This is a genomic window from Parasedimentitalea maritima (assembly GCF_005771405.1).
GTDB lineage: Bacteria > Pseudomonadota > Alphaproteobacteria > Rhodobacterales > Rhodobacteraceae > Parasedimentitalea > Parasedimentitalea maritima.
The window spans coordinates 170,682-190,718 of the sequence record NZ_VAUA01000005.1; the positions used below are offsets into that span (position 1 = coordinate 170,682).

Below are 20,037 nucleotides of genomic sequence, written 5' to 3' on the forward strand. Positions count from 1 at the left end.
TATTATAATTTTAAAGATGTCCACTTGAAAGGGAGCCCACGTGAAAACGCCCACGCGCCGTAAGGGACGCCCAAAAGGGTTCTACGCCAAAACCGAAGTTGCGCCGGTACAGTCACTAGATAGGGCGATGATCGTGCTGGAAGCACTAGCGGACAGCGCTGGGCTTACACTGACAGAGATTGCAGAGCGGCTCGACCAGTCTCCAGCCACAATCTATCGTGTTCTCAATACGCTAAATGCTCGCGGCATTGTCGAAAGTGATCCGCAAACGCAGGCTTGGCATATCGGACCAATGGCCTTTCGGCTCGGGTCCGCCTTTTTGCGCCGAACAAGCGTAGTAGACCGCAGTCGCCCTGAAATGCGCCAGTTGATGGAGATAACGGGTGAAACTGCAAACCTTGGGATTGAAAAAGACGGTCTTGTTATGTTTCTCAGTCAAGTTGAAACGCATGAAACCATCCGTGCCTTTTTTCCACCAGGAACACTTTCTCCCATGCACGCATCAGGCATCGGCAAGGCGCTTTTGAGCCGCTATTCCGATGACCGTTTGGATAGGTTTTTAAGGAGTGGGACATTCGAGGCGTTTACTTCGAAAACTCTGTGCGAACCTGTGGCTATACGCAAAGACATGCAGGGAATTCGGGAAGCAGGTTTTGCCGTAGATGATGAAGAGAAGACAACGGGTATGCGCTGTGTCGCCGCCCCAATCTTGGATTTCTACAATGAACCTGTTGCGGGAATTTCGGTATCAGGCCCTTCGCACCGTTTGACACCGGATAGGATCAGCGAAATCGGCAAGGCCGTAAAACAAGCTGCAAACCAAATTTCTCGCGGACTCGGCTCGTCAGAAACCTGATCAGAAACAGAGAGAGCGCCCGGTAGCTGTTGTTTGCTTATGCAGGCCCGTGCACTACGTTCGCCAAATCCAATTGCCGGTGGGCACTTACCGCAGTCCTTTCGTCCCACCTCCGCTGTCTAAATCCAGCCAGAAGGGCCCATAATTCACCTTTTGCCTAAAGTGAAACTGCGCCCTTGTCCAAGCACCGGTTGACCGACAGCAAGTAATCGGGAAATCGTAATTCCATATTCTGCTCCTTTACAAAATCTTCGCATACCCGACACATAGTTTATAAAAAAGACCAGTAGCCAGACCGGGAAAACCGGGAGCTGACTGTGCTGAGAATTTCGAACCTATCCAAACACTTCGGCGATAAGACCGCTGTAGATTCCGCGACGCTGGATATCGACAAGCCCTGTATGATCGGCATTATCGGCCGATCCGGCGCTGGTAAATCAACGTTATTGCGGATGCTAAATTGCCTGTCAGATGCCAGCACTGGCACGATCAGTTTTGAAGGGCGCGACATCACATCGCTTACCGGAAAAGCGAAGCGGGCCTGGCAATCCGAATGCGCGATGATTTTCCAGCAGTTCAATCTGGTACCGCGAATGGATGTGGTTTCAAACGTGCTACACGGCACTTTGAACCAGCGTTCAACGCTTGCAGCGATGTTCAATCTGTACCCAACCACGGACATACATCGCGCAATTGATATTCTTGACCGTTTGGGAATTGCAGAGCATGCCCCCAAACGCGCCGAAGCACTATCAGGTGGACAACAGCAGCGTGTAGCTATTGCACGGGCGCTGATGCAGGATCCGCGTATAATTTTGGCTGATGAACCCATTGCATCGCTTGATCCGATGAACGCGCAAACGGTGATGGAGGCGCTGCGCCGCATCCACGAAGAAGACGGGCGCACGATCATCGCAAACCTACACACACTGGATACAGCGCGCCGGTATTGCGACCGCGTGGTTGGTATGCGCGATGGCCGGATTGTTTTTGACGGCTTACCCGAGCAGCTGACTACAAGTGTCGCGCGCGAAATCTATGGCGCTGGCGCCGATTTTTCCGAGGCCGCCACTTCTACATCTATCGAAACACTGGAGCAAGGCAACGCGGTCGTTCGGATGACCGCTGAAACGGCTCTTTGACTTTACCCAAATTCATCACCCAAAGCCGATGGGGCTCTTGGGACCAAACTGGAGACTACACGATGAAAAATCTTCTTGCTGCTGTCCTCGCGACCACTGCTCTGACCGCTCCGGTCATGGCTGAAGAAACTAAAATCACTGAATTCCGTATTGGTCTTCTGGGTGGCGAAAACGCCCAGGACCGTCTGAATAACAACGAATGTCTGCGTGCAAAAACCGAAGAGCTGTTGGGTGTTGAAACCAAGCTCTTCGCCCCTGCTGACTACAATGGCGTTATTCAGGGCCTGTTGGGCGGTACGTTGGATATGGCTTGGTTGGGTGCTTCTGGCTATGCCAAAACATATCTGAGCGATCCAGAAGCTGTTGAACCGATCCTGGTTAAAGTCAACAACGATGGCGGCTATGGCTACTACTCAATCGGGTTTGCCCGTAAAGATAGCGGCATCACCTCGCTCGAAGATCTGAAAGGCAAAACATTCGGCTTTGGTGATCCAAACTCGACGTCTGGCTTCCTGATCCCTTCCATCGAAATTCCAGTTGAAACCGGTGCGACCATGACCTCGGGCGACTACTTTGGCGAAGTAAAGTTCACCGGTGGTCACGAGCAGACAATCGTTGCTGTAAATGGTGGTGACGTAGATGGCGGCGTGACGTGGGCCGACGGTCTGGGCAACTGGGAAGATGGCTATAATTCGGGTGCCCTGCGCCGCGCTGTTGATGCGGGTCTGGTCGACATGAACGATCTGGTGAAGATCTGGCAGTCCAACCCAATTCCAGAAGGCCCAATTGTTCTTCGCAAAGATCTTCCTGCTGATGTGAAGGTCAAGTTCACTGCGCTGATGGCTTCACTGCCCGCGATGGATCCTGAGTGCGCCTATGGTGTGCTATCAGGCGAGGCTAAGGGTGTTATGCCAATCGGTCATGACGCATACGAAGTGATCATCGAAGCACGGAAATTGAAGTCCAACTAATTTTCATCACCAAAGACAACGGGGCTTGGCCAATATTGCCTTGCCCCGTTTTTTGTCAGGCGCCTCTCCACCGGGCGGGCCGTGTGACCAATACGACGATCGGGAGACTTCCAATGTCGGACCTAAACACATCCCCACCCTCACTGACGGAAATACGAGGCGACTATATTGCCTTGACCCAGCGCAAACGGGTCTACGGTGGTATTCTTCTGGCGATCTTTGCAGCTCTTATGGCTGCTGGTTTTCGAACTGCCGACGCGCGCAACGCCGGATCATTTCGGGATGGGTTTACCAACGTATTCGACTACCCCGCCGAAGTGCTGGGCGAGGCATTGGAAAAATCGGCACAACTGCCTGGGCATTTGGTGCATTTCTTTCCTTCCTTGGTCGAAACACTGAATATCGCCGCTGCTTCGACCATGATCGGCGCAATCGCGGGTATAATTTTGTCTTTACTATCCACGCGTGGTTTAGCCCCCTGGCCCGCCCTGATCCCGGTCTTCCGGCGTATCATGGACATTTCACGCGCTATTCCTGAGATCGTGATTGCGTTGGTTTTGATTTTCCTGCTGGGCGGCGGACCTGTTCCTGCAATGATCGCAATTGCCATCCATACTGCAGGGGCTCTGGGAAAACTGTTCTCTGAAGTGAACGAGAATGCTTCACTGAAACCAGTTGATGGCCTTGAATCTGTTGGTGCAAGTTGGGCCCAACGGATGTATCTGGGGGTCATACCTCAGGTTGGTCCCAATTACGTCAGCTACGCCTTGTTGCGGTTCGAAATTAACATCCGCGCCTCTGCCATTCTGGGTTTTGTAGGGGCCGGTGGTATTGGCTATGAGTTGCGCAATTCCATGTCCTGGGGACAGGGGCGCTATGACGAAGCCGCCGCAATTTTCCTTTTGCTTTTCATCACCATCGTTGTTGTCGACCAGCTGTCTGGCCAACTTCGCGACCGTATGACTCATGGAGCCAAAGCATGACAACCATTTCAACCGAACTCGGGTTGGCCGATCGCAAACAGGCGACATCTCAGCTGTTTCAAAAGAAGAAGCTAATCAACTTCGGCCTCCCGGTGATCGTTTTATTGTACCTGACCTATGTGTTCGTCGCATTTGATATTTCCGGGTTGTGGGACAAGGTCAGCGTCAAAAATGCCCGAACGCTGGTCAGTGACAGCTACAGTTATAAAACCCACGTCACCCGCGACAATCGGGATGCTTCGGTTTCCGTAGCGATCGAAGGCGAGCGCAAAGGTCGCTATCCAGATGGTGAGGCGCCAGCTTGGGTCTCATTGGGGGAAACCACCTCGATCAATCTGGAAAACGGTCATCATGTGCGGTTTGGGCCCCAGGTGATCGAATATGATATTCCGGGGTATGGATTGGTCACAGCCAAACCCGGTCGCACAGGAGTAAACGCCACTTTACCTGATGGCCCTGTGCCCAACTGGATCAACGCGTCTAAGAACCGTTTGGCGATTACCACCGACGCCGGTCGATTGACCGTTACGCGAAACCGAACCGAAGTCTTTCGCTACTTTACCGGTTGGGAGCTCTTCTTCTTTACTCTCGATAGCCCTTACCACGGCATGGGCCCAGCTAAACTGTTGAGCCACGCGGTTCAGGGTGAGGCCGGTGCGATTTTCAACGACTTCTGGACCAACAAGATGTGGCGCCATCAGGATGTCGCCTGGGCCATTCTGGAGACTTTGTTGATGGCCTTTCTGGGAACGTTGGGAGCTGGGATTGTAGCACTACCGCTTGCATTTCTAGCCACCCGGAATTTCATGCGGATGTCATCTGTTCGTTTTGTTGTCCGACGGTTCTTCGACTTCCTTCGCGGAGTAGATTCCCTAATTTGGACTGTGGTTTTGTCCCGCGCTTTTGGCCCCGGCCCATTAACTGGTGCCTTGGCCATTTTGGTCACCGATACCGGGACTTTTGGCAAGATCTTCTCCGAAGCTTTGGAAAATGTTGATGAGAAACAGATCGAGGGAGTGCAATCAACCGGTGCCAGCCCGCTCTTGCAGTACCGCTTTGGTGTAATTCCGCAGATCACCCCAGTCTTGCTCAGTCAGTTGCTCTACTTCCTCGAGTCAAACACCCGCAGCGCAACCATCATTGGTGCGATCACCGGGGGCGGCATTGGTCTGCTGCTGACCCAAGCCATCATCACCCAGAAAGATTGGGAAGAAGTGGCCTATTACATCGTTCTCATCATCCTGATGGTGATGTTCATGGATTGGTTCTCTGGCTGGCTGCGGCGCAAATTGATTAAGGGTGAAGAGAAAAAAACCAAGATCAGAAAATCCAACGCGGCAAAGAATGCATTTTTGCTTCCGTAACCAAACCAAGGGGCTGCGCCATGCCACGTTTACAAGCTGAACAACCCTTCGTTCATCCTGACTGCCAAATCACCGGCAGTCAGTTTGGACGTTATGTTGAAATTGGGGCGAACAGCCGTATCACAAACAGCAGGTTTGGCGACTACAGCTACTGTGATCGCACCTGCGATATAGCCAATGCAGAGGTGGGAAAGTTTGCAAATATCGCGAGCTTTACTCGGATTGGGGCAACCGATCATCCAATGGACAAGGCGTCTCTGCACCACTTTCACTACCGGTCTGCCAGCTATTGGGACGACGCCGAGGATGATGCTGATTGGTTTGCACATCGTGCCACCCGGCGCGCAACATTGGGTCATGACATCTGGGTTGGTCACTCTGCAATGATCAAGCCAGAAGTAACCGTTGGGCATGGTGCAGTGGTTGCTGCTGGGGCGATCGTTACCAAAGATGTTCCGCCGTACATGATTGTGGCGGGAATTCCTGCGGTCCCAATCCGAACCCGCTATCCACAGAAAACCGCTGCGCGCATGATTGAATTGGCGTGGTGGGATTGGTCTCACGACAAACTGCGGACTGCATTGGATGATTTCCGCAGTTTAGTCGCTGAAGCGTTTCTTGAGAAATATGAGTAACTCAAAAGCGCAGCTTGGATGCTGGAATTCAATCGCCTTTGACGGTGAGTGTTACCCGATCACCGGCAAACCAGGTTCGGCCGTATTCGATGGGCCGACCTTCCGGATCAACATTGATGGACACAGCGCGTAGGATCGGGGCGCCTTCGGACAATCGCAAATGCAGAGCGATTGTAGCAGACGCAGTTTTTGCTGTCAGCGACGTTTGCGATCGAGTGAAATCCGTCACGCCATGTTCCTGCAAAGCCTTGGTCACAGATCGGGCTTTTTCCAGATTTTCCAGTAAGTTTGGGAACCTATCAGCCGGAAATACGCTTCTGAAAACCCCTATGGGCTGCCCATCAGACAGTGATAGCCCTTCATAAACATGCACCTCGGAGCCGATCAGTTGAAGGGCCTCTGTCTCGCGTGGATTAGCCTTGCGTGTTTCAAGAAGAAGGACCTCCTTGGCGGGCATCCGGCCAGCGGCCTCGAGGTTTTGATGAAACCGAACACGGCGCCCAATTTGATATTCAGTTGGACGTTGCGCCACAAATACACCGGCCCCACGGCGCGCCAGAACAAGCCCCTCTTTCGCCATCACCTTTAGCGCATGCCGAACAGTGTGTCGATTGACACCGAAACGTGAAGCCAGCTGCGCCTCGGTCGGGAGCTTGTCTCCAGATCCGTACCGCCCGTCTGCAATGTCTGAACTGAGGGCTGAATATATGGACTTCCAGATTGGGGTTCGCGTGGTCATGTCACTGAAATTTCACAAATCTTAGATTGCTGTTGCGGTGTTCGTCAGTCAATATTTGTCTAGTTGTATAGAAACGTAGACAACTCTGCAAGGTGTCTAGATGAACAAAGAAAATCCGCGTCAGGCTTGGATGAGCCTATTGGCCAAAGCTCCAACGCACTCTCTCGAAGACAAAATGACGGCCGTTGGGCCGGAGCCCGAATTTAAGTGGCTGCGCCACCCCGAGCTGGGTGGGGTTATGGTTCAAGGCCGTGCTGGTAGCACAGGAGGCCGATTTAACATTGGAGAAATGACAGTGACGCGATGCGCACTGCAGCTGGCCTCTGGTGAAGTGGGTCATGCAGTTGTGCAGGGGCGCAGTAAATCCAAGGCCCGACATGCGGCCCTTGTTGATGCGCTAATGCAGACACCGCGCGCAAACAGCCTAAAGGCTCAGGTCTTGGATCCATTGATGACTGAAATGGCCACATCCCGCGATGCGCGCGCCGCTAAGGCAGCGGCCACCAAAGTTGATTTCTTTACCATGGTACGAGGCGAAGACTGATGCAGGTACAAGCTCTTGAAGGCGCGTTTGCAAACGCGCCCATCGAAAACGCTGTAGCGTTTCGTGCAGCCATGAATGCTCTGGCCCGTCCCGGTCAGATTGAAAAAATTTCCGGCGCCAAACCACCAGCGCCCCTGTCAGTGGCTGCCGGTAGCTTAATTCTGATGCTTTGTGATGCCGAAACGCCGGTGAGCCTGAGCGGACCTTTTGAAACAGCTGTGATCAGGGACTGGATAATCTTCCACACTGGGGCGCCAATTGTCACACCAGACAAGGCCGTGTTTGCCATCGGCACATGGCAATCACTGGCACCGCTTTCTCAGTTCGCCATTGGCACAGCCCAATATCCAGACAGATCAGCCACTCTGATTGTGGAATGTGACGAGCTGAAACCCCAAGGAGCGACCCTGACTGGACCGGGCATCAAAGACGCAGCCCAGCTTTCATTGCCAGAAACACAATCCTTCCAAGACAATGCCAAACTATTTCCGTTGGGGTTGGATTTCTTTTTTACCACCGGCACGCAGGTCGCTGCATTGCCACGCACAACCAAGGTAGATCACTGATGTATGTCGCAGTAAAAGGCGGCGAGCGCGCCATTGATAACGCCCATGCCTGGCTGGCAGAAGAGCGCCGCGGGGATACCAGCATAGCTGAACTGTCCATTGAGCAAATCCGTGAGCAGCTAAGCCTGGCAGTTAACCGGGTGATGGCCGAGGGATCGCTATATGATCCCGATCTAGCAGCTCTGGCGATCAAACAATCGCGTGGAGACTTGATCGAGGCGATCTTCCTGATCCGAGCCTATCGCACCACCCTGCCCCGGTTTGGCTCATCCGAACCGGTGAAAACAGAAGACATGGCTTGTGACCGTCGGATATCTGCCACATTTAAGGATGCTCCCGGTGGGCAGGTTCTGGGGCCAACGTTTGACTACACGCATCGGCTTCTGGATTTCAAGCTGGCAGCTGAGAGCGACCCACAGGCCGATGCTGAAACAGCCAAACCAAGGCGCGAGCCAATCCCGCACATTATGGAGTTCCTCAACACCGAAGGTTTGATCCAAACCGAGATAGCCTGTGAAGACACACCACCGGATCTGACACGAGAGCCGATGGAGCTGCCCTCAAACCGTGCGCTGCGGCTACAATCTTTGGCGCGTGGTGACGAAGGATTTGTCCTTGGGATGGCCTATTCCACCCAGCGTGGCTATGCCCGCAACCATGCCTTTGTCGGTGAGTTGCGGATAGGTGCTGTACCGGTTGAGATGGAGATTCCGGAACTCGGCTTCGCGATTGAAATTGGTGAAATGACACTGACCGAATGTGAAACGGTCAATCAGTTTCAGGGCTCCAAAACGGAACCGCCACAGTTCACTCGTGGCTATGGTCTGGTGTTTGGCCAATCAGAACGTAAGGCAATCTCTGTTGCTCTGGTCGACCGAGCCCTGCGCTGGAAGGAACTTGGTGAAAGTGACTCTGGTGCGGCTGCACAGGACGAAGAGTTTGTCCTTTCCCACTGCGATAATATTCAAGCCACCGGGTTTCTGGAACACATCAAACTGCCCCACTACGTCGATTTCCAATCCGAGCTTGAACTGGTGCGAAAACTCCGCCGCGAGGCGGCCGAGACATATCCAATGCAGGAGGCCGCGGAATGACCGATTACAATTTTGCTTACCTTGATGAACAGACCAAACGGATGATCCGGCGGGCCATTCTCAAAGGTCTTGCAATTCCGGGGTACCAGGTTCCATTTGCCAGCCGAGAAATGCCAATGCCCTATGGCTGGGGCACCGGAGGCGTGCAGGTTTCGGCCGCCACACTCACTCCCGACGACACGTTGAAGGTGATCGACCAGGGCGCTGATGACACCACCAATGCAGTATCGATCCGCAAATTTTTTGAGGTCACTGCTGGAGTCGCCACAACTGAAAACACCACTGAGGCGAGTGTGATACAGACACGCCACAGGATTCCCGAGGCCGAGCTACGAGATGACCAGATCCTTGTCTATCAGGTGCCTATTCCGGAACCGTTGCGGTTTTTAGAACCACGCGAAACCGAGACCCGCAAAATGCACGCGCTTGAGGAATACGGGCTAATGCATGTGAAACTGTATGAAGACATCAGTCAACACGGGGCGATTGCCACTTCATATGCCTACCCGGTGAAGGTTGAAGGTCGATATGTGATGGACCCATCTCCGATCCCGAAGTTCGACAATCCCAAATTGGAAATGTCCGCAATTCAACTGTTTGGTGCAGGGCGTGAACAACGCATCTACGCACTGCCGCCCTACACCAAGGTCGAGAGCCTGGATTTTGAAGATTATCCGTTTGAGGCCACCAAGGCAGATCACGCCTGTGACATGTGCGGGGCTGAAAATAGCTATCTGGACGAGGTGATCATGGATGATCAAGGCAGCCGCATGTTCGTTTGCTCGGATACAGATTTTTGCGCAGGTCGTCAGCAAGCCGGACATCTGGGCGCATTGGCTGCTGTTAACGCAGAGGATGCAGCATGACACCGCTTCTGAAAGTACAAAACATCGCAAAGTTCTATGGCAACCGCATCGGCTGCCGGAATGTGAATTTTGATCTTTATCCCGGTGAGGTAATGGGGATCGTCGGGGAAAGTGGGTCAGGAAAATCGACCCTGCTCAACTGTCTTGCCGGGCATCTGGTTCCTGATGACGGGGCGGTTTTGTTTGATACGCGGACGGATGGGTTAAAAGACACCGTCACAATGCCAGAACCCGAACGACGCATGTTGGGCCGTACCGATTGGGCATTTGTTCATCAACATGCGCGTGATGGGCTGCGGATGAATATCAGTGCGGGCGGCAATGTGGGCGAGCGGCTGATGGCTGTTGGCGCCCGCCATTATGGCAATATCCGGTCCGATGCGATTGATTGGTTGGGGCGGGTCGAAATCAATGAAACCCGGATCGACGATCATCCAACCGCTTTTTCCGGCGGCATGCAGCAACGGCTGCAAATCGCACGTAATCTGGTGACGGGTCCACGGCTGGTGTTCATGGATGAACCTACCGGTGGGTTGGACGTCAGCGTGCAGGCCCGGTTACTGGATCTGCTGCGTGGTCTTGTACGTGAAATGGGGCTGAGCGCGGTCATCGTGACCCATGATTTGGCCGTGGTACGCCTGTTGGCGGACCGGCTGATGGTGATGAAAGACGGCCATGTGGTGGAAACCGGATTAACAGATCAAGTGCTGGATGATCCGCAGCATGCCTACACCCAGCTTCTTGTTTCCTCAGTCTTGCAGGTTTGACGCCATGATCCGTATTGAAAACGTCTCAAAATCCTTCACGCTCCACAACCAAAGCGCCACCGAAATTTCGGTTATGGCCGGAGCTTCACTTCATGTCCCTGCCGGGGAATGCATTGCACTGGTAGGGGCATCGGGTTCAGGTAAATCCACGCTTATGCGGATGATCTACGGCAACTACCTTACCGCCTCCGGGCGCATTCTGGTAGATGGTGTTGATGTAGCCTGCGCTGAACCTCGTGATATCTTACAGCTTCGGCGTCACACATTGGGGTACGTCAGTCAGTTCTTGCGCGTGGTTCCGCGCGTATCAACTTTGGACGTTGTCGCTGAACCCCTAATGATCACCGGCACGACCCGTGATGCGGCTACAGCCAAAGCACAGTCCTTGTTGGAGCGGCTCAATATCCCTGAACGGCTGTGGCAGCTAAGCCCGACAACATTTTCCGGCGGCGAACAGCAGCGCGTGAATATTGCCCGCGGCTTTGCCTATCCCTATCCCGTAATGCTGCTGGATGAACCCACGGCAAGCCTGGACCCAACAAATCGGGCAACAGTACTGACAATGATTAAAGAGGCCAAAGATCGGGGTACTGCCATCATCGGTATTTTCCACGACCACGACGCGCGAGACCAGATTTGTGACCGGCAAATTGATGTGACCGGTTTTACACCTGGGCTGGCAGCATGACGGGCCGTTTCATCGCAGTTGTTGGCCCATCCGGTGTTGGTAAAGACAGCGTTATGCGGGCACTGGCCAAAAATGACGACCGGCTAACTCTTGCCAGACGTGTCATCACACGGCCCAGTGATGCAGGCGGTGAAGATTTTGACGGCGTCAGCACAGTAGAATTTGAACGCCGCTTAGCGGCTGGTGATTTTCTACTGCACTGGCACGCCCACGGCCTGCAATACGGTATCCCCGTTTCCATCGACCAAAGTTTGAACAACGAACAGGATGTATTGGCAAACTTGTCTCGTGCAGTCCTGCCGCAGGCAGAACTGTTGTTCGCACGTTTTGAAGTGTTGTTGCTCACAGCTTCCCGCTCCACCTTATCAACACGTCTACAAAAACGGGGCCGTGAGAGTGCGTCAGAAATTGCCCATCGACTGGACCGGGCAAACTTTACTCTACCCAGAGGGATTACAGCTCATGTGGTAGACAACAGCGGCCCATTAGAACGCACCTTGGCCGCTGTTTCGGCCCTTCTTCATCCAGTGAGCGCGTAGCGGCATATCTGATGGAACATTCCGTTACTATCCTGGCCAACCAGAGTGATCGCATCAATAATTGCAGTCTCGGACATGACAGGTTCGAGAAGTGGCTCAAGAACGTCGATCACGATCCCCCCTTGAGTAGGAGACAGTTGCCCGCTCAGGGTCAGATGAAAACTGAAATCATCAAAAATATAGGGGTATCCCCAGCCAAGCATCTGCCTGTCTTGCCTATCGGTCAAATCCGCCTGTCGCCGCCTAGCGATATCAGATTCCGTCAACGGTGCTCGAAACAGATCGAATTCTTTAACAACGTTCGAGGCGAACTCCCGCAGCTTCGCAGTGTGGGTTCGTGGACGCAGAGCAACAAACCCATGGTCCTGTCGCAACTGAAACGCGTCCATAACAACAGGCGCCTGCGTTGCAGAAAATACCGCAATTGCCGCCTTCAACTCGTCGACCGAACACGCAGGATTCAGATGGAACGGCGCTTTCAGGGTCCCATGAAACCCGTACTTTCTGGGGGTGGCCGTCACATTACTTACATCTACACCTGCGATAACAGGATGTGGGACGGCTGTAGCTGTTTCGCTATCCCAGCCCAGCCAGGATGCGGCGAATTCTGCCAACGGCCCAGGAGGTGGTGTGTAGAAAATGGCGTATCGTTCAAACATTTCAATTCTCCGGCAGTTACTTTCAACTGCCAAAACAGCGTGACACTGACATGACACAAGACACAATCCTGACCAACGCCAGCATCATTCTGAGTGAAGAGGTTATCCACGGAACGATCCGCCTACAGGACGGTCTCATTACTGATATCAGCAGCACTGCGACTGGTGTTACCGGAGCCATTGATCTGGAAGGTGACTATGTAGCACCGGGGATGGTGGAACTACACACTGATAACCTTGAGCGGCATTTGTCCCCGCGTCCAAAAGTTGACTGGCCACATCGGGCAGCAATTATTGCGCATGACCGAGAACTGGCGGGAACTGGAATTACCACTGTGTTTGACGCACTACGGGTTGGTTCCATCGTTTCAGATCAAAGCAAGCATCACGGGAAATATGCCCGCAAACTGACGACTGAGCTACTGGCGCTCAGGGAGTCAGAAACATTGCGGATCAGCCACCACATCCATCTGCGCGCTGAGATCTGTTCTGAAACACTGACTGAAGAGTTGGCCGAGTTCGGCCCTGAAGATCGCATCGGAATTGTGTCGATGATGGATCATACGCCAGGTCAGCGACAGTTCACCGATGTGCAGAAATACAAAGATTACGCCTGCGGCAAGCACAACCTGGATGATGCAGGCTTTGATGAGCACGTGAGTTTTTTGTACGGCTTGCAGTCTACGTTTGGCAAGAAACATGAGGCCGCAACAGTTGCGGAGGCTTCAAGATTTGGTGCTAAACTGGCCAGCCATGACGACACAACAACTAAGCAGGTTGAAGTGAGCCATTCATATGGCGTGTCGATGGCTGAATTCCCGACTACTCTCGATGCCGCTGACGCCTGTCATGCCAAGGGGATCTCCACTATCATGGGCGCTCCAAATATCATTCGCGGCGGTTCTCACTCTGGGAATGTTGCCGCCCGGGAACTGGCCGAACGCGACCGCCTAGACATCCTGTCGTCTGACTATGTTCCAGCAGGTTTGCTTATCGCTGCAGTCCAGCTGGGCAACTTATGGGGCGATATGGCACGTGGGCTATCTACCGTAACCCGGAACCCGGCTAACGCAGTTGGACTGCTAGATCGCGGTCAACTTGAGATTGGCAAACGAGCCGATCTGATCCGCTTTGGAAACTCCAGCGAAACCCCAGAGCTTAAAGGGACGTGGAGCGCCGGCACAAAAGTCTTCTGACGCCGAAGCAAGAACTCAAAACACGAGGGTGGGCAAAAAATGTATAAGCTGGTCAAGTTTTCAACTTGCTGAATCACTATATTTTAAATATTCATGAAATATGGAACAAGAACTCATCAATCGCCTGTCTACCCTCAGTCACCCGCAAAGAATGGGTATATTTCGCTTGCTGATCCGGCGGTATCCGGATCAACTGTCCGCCGGTGAAATCTCATCCATACTGGGGCATAAACCAAGTACAGCCTCGGTATACCTGGCGGCGCTCAAGCAATCAGGCATCATTTCACAACGCCGCAATGGAACGCATCTGTATTACACTGCGAACTTGCAGACTGCGCGAGATATCGTTTCTGATCTTTTCCATGATTGTTGTCAGGGTCGTCCGGATCTTTGTCCGCCTTCGTTATTTGAACATGTTGAAGGGTCGGTTTCAGATCAAAAACTCAATGTTCTGTTCGTATGTACTGGAAATTCTGCGCGATCCATTTTTGCCGAAACTCTGCTACGCGATATCGCTGGCGAGCGGTTCAACGTCTACTCCGCGGGAACTGCTGCGAAGTCAAGATTGAACCCACATGCCGTTGAGGTGTTGAATTCCAAGGGACATGATGTGACGCCTTTGAGGTCCAAGAACATCTATGAATTTCAGCTCGAAACCGCGCCAAAAATGGATTTCGTTTTTACTGTTTGTGATCAGGCCGCTAACGAAGACTGCCCCGCCTGGCCCGGTAAACCCATATCCGGTCATTGGGGTATGCCAGATCCCGTACTAGCCAAGGGCGCTCTAGCTGAACAACGGTTCGCTTTTCAGCAAACATATGGGGCATTGCACAACAGGATCAGTGCATTTGCTGCTCTTCCATTTGACAAGTTGAACAAGGCAACCCTTCAAAACCAAATCGACAAAATCGGTTTAAAACTCTCAGATCAGGAATACTAAATGACAACTTATGCTGTGAACGGCCTGGGCCGGATGGGAAAACTTGCGCTTCGCCCTTTGCTAGAGCGAGGTGCAAAAATTGCGTTCATCAATGATGCAGTCGGCGACCCTGCAATGCATGCGCATTTGTTGGAGTTCGACAGCATTCACGGCCGCTGGCCTGCAGAATTTTCAGCTGATGAAAACTCTATAACGATTGATGATACGCACATCCCAGTAACCTGTGCGCGAGAATTGAAAGAACTGCCCCTTGAAGGTGTGGATGTTGTTATTGACTGTACCGGCGCGTTCAAGACCGAAGCCAAGTTGGCACCGTATTTTGAGGCAGGCGTCAAAAAGGTGATTGTATCTGCCCCTGTCAAAGATGGGCCAACAGCAAATATCGTCTATGGGGTCAACAATGACGAATACGATCCCGCCGTACATCAGATTGTGACAGCAGCAAGTTGTACAACCAACTGTCTGGCACCAGTTGTTAAGGTGCTGATGGACGGTATTGGCATCAAACATGGGTCGATCACAACAATCCACGATGTGACCAACACACAGACAATCGTCGATCGTCCGGCCAAAGATCTTCGACGTGCACGATCAGCCCTGACCAACCTCATTCCGACAACAACAGGGTCGGCAACAGCTATCACGCTCATTTACCCAGAATTGACAGGCAAGCTGAACGGTCATGCCGTGCGCGTCCCGCTACTGAATGCTTCAATTACAGATTGCGTATTTGAAATGGAGCGTGAAACTTCGGTTGACGAGGTCAATGCGCTGTTCAAAGCGGCTGCCAATGGCCCGTTGAAAGACATTCTGGGGTACGAGACCCGCCCATTGGTGTCGTCGGACTACACCAATGATAAACGCAGCAGCATTATAGACGCACTTTCAACTATGGTGGTTAACGGCACTCAGCTGAAGGTCTACGCCTGGTACGATAACGAATACGGCTATGCCCATCGGTTGATTGATGTCGCGTTTATGGTGGGCGAAACACTGTGACACGTACCGCAGGGTATTCCGCCTATATCACAGTTACGGCTGCTTACTGGGCCTTTATGCTGACCGACGGAGCACTTCGAATGTTGGTGCTTTTGCACTTTCATTCGTTGGGCTTTTCACCCGTTCAATTGGCCTATCTGTTTGTCCTTTATGAAGTGGCCGGAGTCATCACAAACCTATCAGCCGGCTGGATTGCTGCACGGTTTGGCCTGACATCAACATTGTATGCAGGGTTGAGCTTACAGGTTATTGCATTGCTCGCTTTGTCACAACTTGAACCGACCTGGGGAATTTCGCTGTCAGTAGTCTTTGTAATGCTGGTTCAGGGGTTGTCTGGTGTAGCCAAAGATCTGGCCAAGATGAGTTCCAAAAGCGCTGTGAAAATCCTGGCCCCTGCCGACGGTGGCGGGTTGTTCAAATGGGTGGCTCTCCTCACCGGATCAAAAAATGCGATCAAAGGTGCAGGTTTCTTACTTGGCGCTGTTTTGTTGGCTATTTTGGGTTTCGTTCCATCGGTTTTGGCAATGGCAGCGGTACTTTTGACAATCCTCATCGCGGTGATGCTTAGAATGCCAACGGGCCTGCCAGCTGGGAGAAAAGAAGCAAAAATTTCCGAAGTTCTCTCAAAAAACCGCAACATAAACTGGCTTAGTTTCGCCAGACTGTTTCTGTTTGGGGCCAGAGATGTCTGGTTTGTTGTCGGCATCCCAATTTATTTCTATGCCGTTTTGTCAGATGGGTCTGAGGCCGGGAACCGAAATGCCTTTTTTACAATTGGTTCCTTTATGGCGGTCTGGACAATCCTTTACGGTGTCGTGCAAGGGTTCGCACCCAAACTATTAAAGGCCTCTTCCCGAACCAAAAGCGATCTTCTGCAACAGGCCCAAATATGGGCCGCCCTGCTGATACCAGTGCCCGCAGTACTGTCCCTTGTCGTTTTCACCGCTCAGGAACCTTCCGGCATTCTAACAGGGTGCATTATCCTTGGCCTGATAGTGTTTGGTGGCATTTTTGCAGTCAACTCGTCGCTGCATTCCTATCTGATCCTATCTTTCACCGATGCCAAACGGGTCACGCTGGATGTTGGTTTTTATTATATGGCGAACGCAGCAGGCCGACTGTTGGGTACAGTGCTGTCAGGACTAAGCTATCAGGTTGGAGGCCTCCCTTTGTGTCTGGCGACAGCAGGCTTCATGGTTTTGATCAGCTATGTCGGCGTAAAACAAATCAGCAGTAGTGCGGATCACAAAAGTACTGGAGCATAAACAAAATCGCTCCAGCGATTGTATATCCGGGCCATTTCGCTGGCTCACGCGCGAGCAAAGAACAAGCCTATACTCTCCCCTTTCGTCTTCTGACGAGTTTGCAGCGGCGGCACAGCGCAACATTTCGCGTTAATGGCTCCAATTACACTTGATCCGGTCGTCCATCAGTTTCAACCTGTGCACATGGCATTCTACTTGGGGAGTGTCGGACGAAAAGAGAGCCAGAATGCCAACATCTTTCGCGACCACGCACCCTAACCTTGCACATTGGAACGAACGCGTTGACCTCGCTGCCACCTTCCGCTGGACTGCGCGGCTTAATATGCACGAAGCGGTTGCCAACCACTTTAGCCTCGCGGTGAATGACGACGGCACGCAGTTTCTGATGAACCCAAACCAGATGCACTTTAGTCGGATCAAGGCCTCTGACATGTTGTTGCTGGACGCAAATGATCCAGATACGATGAACCGCCCGGGCGCGCCCGATGGAACGGCGTGGGGGTTGCACGGATCAATCCACCGGCTTTGTCCACACGCACGCTGTGTCATGCATGTGCACTCAATCCATTCAACGGTTCTTGCATCGCTAGCCGACAGTACGCTCCCGCCAATCGACCAAAATTCGGCCACCTTCTTTCGGCGCCACGTCGTGGACGAGGAATATGGTGGTCTGGCGTTTGAAAGCGAAGGCAAACGCTGCGCCGGGTTGCTGTCAGACCCCAAAGTCAAAGTCATGATTATGGGCAATCACGGTGTCTTGGTCATCGGCGACACGGTGGCCGATACATTCAACCGGCTCTACTATTTTGAACGGGCCGCTGAGACCTATATACGGGCGCTGCAAACGGGGCAAAAACTGCGCATCATCAGTGATGAAATCGCAGAGAAAACTGCGCAAGAACTTGAAGAGTACCCCGATCAGTCCGAGCGCCATCTGGCAGAGCTGAAAGCAATCTTAGATAGTGAAAAGGACACTTATGCGAATTGACCTGAACGATGACAAACATTGTGCTTACAAAAACTAGAAGTCCTGACATTGCTTTTTTCCGTCCAATTCACCCGCGCCGACGAGCACATTGCTGCGTCTAGTGGAACACAGTGGTAGGACGTTCGTATTTCTAGTGCGTCACCTTCATGGCATGATCATCCGAACATATTGCCCTGGCGTAACGCCCATCTGTTCTTTGAAACGGCGGATAAAATGGCTCTGGCTAGAGAAACCACATGCTACTGCGACTCCAGCCATTGGCTCTTGTTTCAGCAACTTCTTCGCTAGCTCAACACGAATCCTTGTGACCCAATTGTGGGGCGTCATTCCGCAAGTCAGGCTGAACATTCGGTGAAAGTGATACTCCGAAATGCCTGCGAGTTTTGCCATATCGTACAATCGTATTTCGCCGTCAATATGGGCTTCAATCCAGTCGTTTACGTCCCGTACAACCCTGGATGAAAGCCCGCCGACCAAACGTACCGGCCGATCTTCCAGACCAGCTACCATGTCGGAGAAACTAGAATCCGCAGCAAGAACATCTCCGTCCAGCGCGGCCTGAGCCATCTTTAACATCGGCCGTTCAAGTACGCCGGGAGCGGTAAATGTCTGCTCTGCGATATCTAGCCTACGGGCATCCTGGTCGTGGGTCTTGGCATAGGCAGCGCGCAATGCATCGTTCGCTACATATAGATGCACAAATTGAAACGTCTCAGTGATCTGCCATTCAGAAGAATGACCCTCCGGAAGAACACAAAGTGTCCCAGGTTCACCTGATTTTACACTGCCATCAACTCGGCGTGTCCCTGCCCCACCATTGAGGTACAGACTAAAGACGTGACCGCTTGTTGCATTGTATTGGATTTCGTCGTGGCTGTTGTGCCAAACCGCAAGTTGACGCCCACGTCCCAACGACAAGCTCGCCAGACGTTTAGTCTGACGTGAAGCGGATAGAAATTCGTCAACGCGCTTTTTCACAGATTGGCTCCTTTAAGCCTAACTACTACGAACTGAAGCAGTGTCACTGGCCACATCTTCGAATACCGCAAGATCGTGCAATCTTGGTCAATTTAGTTGATCTAACACCCCGGTAACCAGGAGAGATCATGATCAATTATCTGCTATTTGCCGCCACCGTCTTCATTTGGGGGACAACTTGGATCGCCATCGCATGGCAGCTCGGAACCGTCGACGTTATCGTTTCGGTCTTCTACCGCTTTGCACTGGCCTGCGTTGTATTCCTCGTGGGCCTAGCCCTGTTGGGTCGACTAAAACTGCCAGCTCAATGGCGGTTTGTGGTGTTGCAGGCTCTCTGCCTGTTCAGTTTCAACTTTCTATGTTTCTACCACGCCACGTCGTTGATGCCGTCAGGATTAGTTTCCGTAATCTTTTCGCTGGCAACGATATTTAACGCAGTCAATTCCCGTATTTTCTTTGGGGAAAAGGTCAAACCAAGAACCGTTCTTGCTGGTTTCACCGGTGCGACCGGGCTGGTTTTGTTGTTTTGGCACGATCTTACTGTGTCCTTCGATGCAGACGTCTTACAGGGCATTGGTTGGGCAACGGCAGGAACCTTGATGTTTTCTCTTGGCAACATGATGTCGCGAAAAAACAGTCAACACGGGGTCTCTCCGATCCTCGCAAACGCATGGGGCATGGGCATCGGAGCACTGGTTCTTCTCACAGTTGCTATCTTTAGTGGGGTGCCTTTTACGTGGCCAAGTTCCCCCACCTACATCTGGTCGCTGGTCTATCTTGCTGTCATAGGGTCGGTCATTGGCTTTAGCACCTATCTCTTAATGGTTGCGCGTTTAGGATCCGATCGCGCCGCCTATGCTACGGTTCTATTCCCCGTCGTCGCTCTGTTCATGTCCACCCTCTTTGAGGGTTATGAATGGCATGCAACTGCGCTTGCAGGGATTGCCCTAACGATTGCAGGAAACCTTATTATGTTTGCGAAGCTACCCATGTGGCGCACCCTGTCTTTTCGTTAAAAAAAATTGAGAAAAGGCCGTTGGGAACCAAACAGAAAACTGAGGCCAACGAGCGTTCGATCCTGTTGCTCTGAGCGAAGTGCAAGGGCGCATTCGCCATTTCGCTCAGAGCTATGGTGGCAGCCCTTGCTGAAAGTCGTGGTTGTCATATCAAGATCCCCCAAACCCAAGTCCAATTTTCTATTTTCTATTTTCAGATTGATAATGACGAAGAAAAACTGATCTTAGTCATGTAAGACGTG

General features: G+C 52.3%; 22 protein-coding genes. 19 read left to right on the forward strand and 3 right to left on the reverse strand.

What is annotated here, in order from left to right; translation table 11 throughout:
- The first annotated feature begins 40 nt into the window (after positions 1-40).
- From bhcR to FEE96_RS11375, 6 genes are all read left to right on the forward strand, one after another.
- Complete coding sequence (gene bhcR / locus FEE96_RS11350; RefSeq protein ID WP_138163167.1) at positions 41-856, forward strand: HTH-type transcriptional regulator BhcR; 816 nt, start codon at positions 41-43, stop codon at positions 854-856.
- Between the two features lie 317 nt (positions 857-1,173).
- Positions 1,174-1,998 carry a phosphonate ABC transporter ATP-binding protein gene (phnC, locus tag FEE96_RS11355; RefSeq protein WP_138163168.1) on the forward strand — a complete coding sequence of 275 codons (825 nt, stop codon included), beginning with the start codon at positions 1,174-1,176 and terminating at the stop codon, positions 1,996-1,998.
- Between the two features lie 62 nt (positions 1,999-2,060).
- Positions 2,061-2,969: a phosphonate ABC transporter substrate-binding protein gene (gene phnD, locus FEE96_RS11360; RefSeq protein WP_138163169.1), complete on the forward strand. Its 909-nt coding sequence runs from the start codon at positions 2,061-2,063 to the stop codon at positions 2,967-2,969.
- A 113-nt stretch (positions 2,970-3,082) separates the two neighbouring features.
- Entirely contained in the window at positions 3,083-3,952 is an 870-nt protein-coding gene (gene phnE / locus FEE96_RS11365) for a phosphonate ABC transporter, permease protein PhnE (protein WP_138163170.1), read from the forward strand.
- Positions 3,949-5,316 carry a phosphonate ABC transporter, permease protein PhnE gene (phnE, locus tag FEE96_RS11370; RefSeq protein WP_138163171.1) on the forward strand — a complete coding sequence of 456 codons (1,368 nt, stop codon included), beginning with the start codon at positions 3,949-3,951 and terminating at the stop codon, positions 5,314-5,316. The genes phnE (FEE96_RS11365) and phnE (FEE96_RS11370) overlap by 4 nt, the downstream gene beginning before the upstream one ends.
- A 20-nt stretch (positions 5,317-5,336) precedes the next feature.
- On the forward strand, positions 5,337-5,951 hold the full coding sequence (locus FEE96_RS11375; RefSeq protein WP_138163172.1) for an LbetaH domain-containing protein: 615 nt from the start codon (positions 5,337-5,339) through the stop codon (positions 5,949-5,951).
- A 28-nt stretch (positions 5,952-5,979) separates the two neighbouring features.
- On the opposite strand, the gene phnF is transcribed toward FEE96_RS11375, so the two are convergent.
- A complete protein-coding gene (phnF, locus tag FEE96_RS11380) occupies positions 5,980-6,690 on the reverse strand; it encodes a phosphonate metabolism transcriptional regulator PhnF (protein ID WP_138163173.1) in 711 nt (236 codons plus the stop codon).
- A gap of 100 nt (positions 6,691-6,790) precedes the next feature.
- Between phnF and phnG the strand changes: the two genes are divergently transcribed.
- From phnG to phnN, 7 genes are read left to right on the forward strand one after another with little or no spacing between them, the layout of a single operon-like run.
- Complete coding sequence (gene phnG / locus FEE96_RS11385) at positions 6,791-7,234, forward strand: phosphonate C-P lyase system protein PhnG (protein ID WP_138163174.1); 444 nt, start codon at positions 6,791-6,793, stop codon at positions 7,232-7,234.
- Complete coding sequence (gene phnH, locus FEE96_RS11390) at positions 7,234-7,800, forward strand: phosphonate C-P lyase system protein PhnH (RefSeq protein ID WP_138163175.1); 567 nt, start codon at positions 7,234-7,236, stop codon at positions 7,798-7,800. Before phnG ends, phnH begins: the two co-directional genes overlap by 1 nt.
- Positions 7,800-8,894, forward strand: coding sequence for a carbon-phosphorus lyase complex subunit (locus FEE96_RS11395; protein WP_138163176.1), 1,095 nt, complete (start codon positions 7,800-7,802; stop codon positions 8,892-8,894). Before phnH ends, FEE96_RS11395 begins: the two co-directional genes overlap by 1 nt.
- A complete protein-coding gene (locus FEE96_RS11400; protein ID WP_138163177.1) occupies positions 8,891-9,760 on the forward strand; it encodes an alpha-D-ribose 1-methylphosphonate 5-phosphate C-P-lyase PhnJ in 870 nt (289 codons plus the stop codon). Before FEE96_RS11395 ends, FEE96_RS11400 begins: the two co-directional genes overlap by 4 nt.
- Positions 9,757-10,527, forward strand: a complete 771-nt coding sequence (gene phnK, locus FEE96_RS11405) for a phosphonate C-P lyase system protein PhnK (RefSeq protein WP_138163178.1) — start codon at positions 9,757-9,759, stop codon at positions 10,525-10,527. Before FEE96_RS11400 ends, phnK begins: the two co-directional genes overlap by 4 nt.
- A gap of 4 nt (positions 10,528-10,531) precedes the next feature.
- Positions 10,532-11,215, forward strand: coding sequence for a phosphonate C-P lyase system protein PhnL (gene phnL, locus FEE96_RS11410; protein ID WP_138163179.1), 684 nt, complete (start codon positions 10,532-10,534; stop codon positions 11,213-11,215).
- Positions 11,212-11,754, forward strand: coding sequence for a phosphonate metabolism protein/1,5-bisphosphokinase (PRPP-forming) PhnN (gene phnN, locus FEE96_RS11415; protein ID WP_138163180.1), 543 nt, complete (start codon positions 11,212-11,214; stop codon positions 11,752-11,754). Before phnL ends, phnN begins: the two co-directional genes overlap by 4 nt.
- Here phnN and FEE96_RS11420 read toward each other — a convergent pair.
- Entirely contained in the window at positions 11,736-12,413 is a 678-nt protein-coding gene (locus FEE96_RS11420) for a DUF1045 domain-containing protein (protein WP_138163181.1), read from the reverse strand. The two genes, phnN and FEE96_RS11420, sit on opposite strands and share 19 nt — an antisense overlap.
- 50 nt (positions 12,414-12,463) lie before the next feature.
- Here FEE96_RS11420 and FEE96_RS11425 point away from each other — a divergent pair, with 50 nt between their 5' ends.
- The 5 genes from FEE96_RS11425 (at position 12,464) to FEE96_RS11445 (ending at position 17,801) form a co-directional block, all read left to right on the forward strand.
- A complete protein-coding gene (locus tag FEE96_RS11425; RefSeq protein WP_138163182.1) occupies positions 12,464-13,609 on the forward strand; it encodes an alpha-D-ribose 1-methylphosphonate 5-triphosphate diphosphatase in 1,146 nt (381 codons plus the stop codon).
- 100 nt (positions 13,610-13,709) lie between these two features.
- Positions 13,710-14,549, forward strand: a complete 840-nt coding sequence (locus tag FEE96_RS11430) for an arsenate reductase/protein-tyrosine-phosphatase family protein (RefSeq protein ID WP_138163183.1) — start codon at positions 13,710-13,712, stop codon at positions 14,547-14,549.
- The gene (locus FEE96_RS11435) at positions 14,550-15,548 is read left to right on the forward strand and encodes an ArsJ-associated glyceraldehyde-3-phosphate dehydrogenase (RefSeq protein WP_138163184.1); all 999 of its coding nucleotides are present in this window, start codon (positions 14,550-14,552) and stop codon (positions 15,546-15,548) included.
- On the forward strand, positions 15,545-16,813 hold the full coding sequence (gene arsJ, locus FEE96_RS11440; protein ID WP_138163185.1) for an organoarsenical effux MFS transporter ArsJ: 1,269 nt from the start codon (positions 15,545-15,547) through the stop codon (positions 16,811-16,813). Before FEE96_RS11435 ends, arsJ begins: the two co-directional genes overlap by 4 nt.
- 226 nt (positions 16,814-17,039) lie before the next feature.
- Positions 17,040-17,801, forward strand: a complete 762-nt coding sequence (locus FEE96_RS11445; protein WP_138163186.1) for a class II aldolase and adducin N-terminal domain-containing protein — start codon at positions 17,040-17,042, stop codon at positions 17,799-17,801.
- A gap of 144 nt (positions 17,802-17,945) precedes the next feature.
- Here the strand turns inward: FEE96_RS11445 and FEE96_RS11450 are convergent, their stop codons facing one another.
- Positions 17,946-18,779, reverse strand: coding sequence for a helix-turn-helix transcriptional regulator (locus FEE96_RS11450; protein WP_138163187.1), 834 nt, complete (start codon positions 18,777-18,779; stop codon positions 17,946-17,948).
- Positions 18,780-18,907: 128 nt separating this feature from the next.
- On the opposite strand from FEE96_RS11450, the gene FEE96_RS11455 reads away from it, so the two are divergent.
- Positions 18,908-19,795, forward strand: a complete 888-nt coding sequence (locus tag FEE96_RS11455) for a DMT family transporter (protein WP_138163188.1) — start codon at positions 18,908-18,910, stop codon at positions 19,793-19,795.
- The last annotated feature ends 242 nt before the right edge of the window (positions 19,796-20,037 follow it).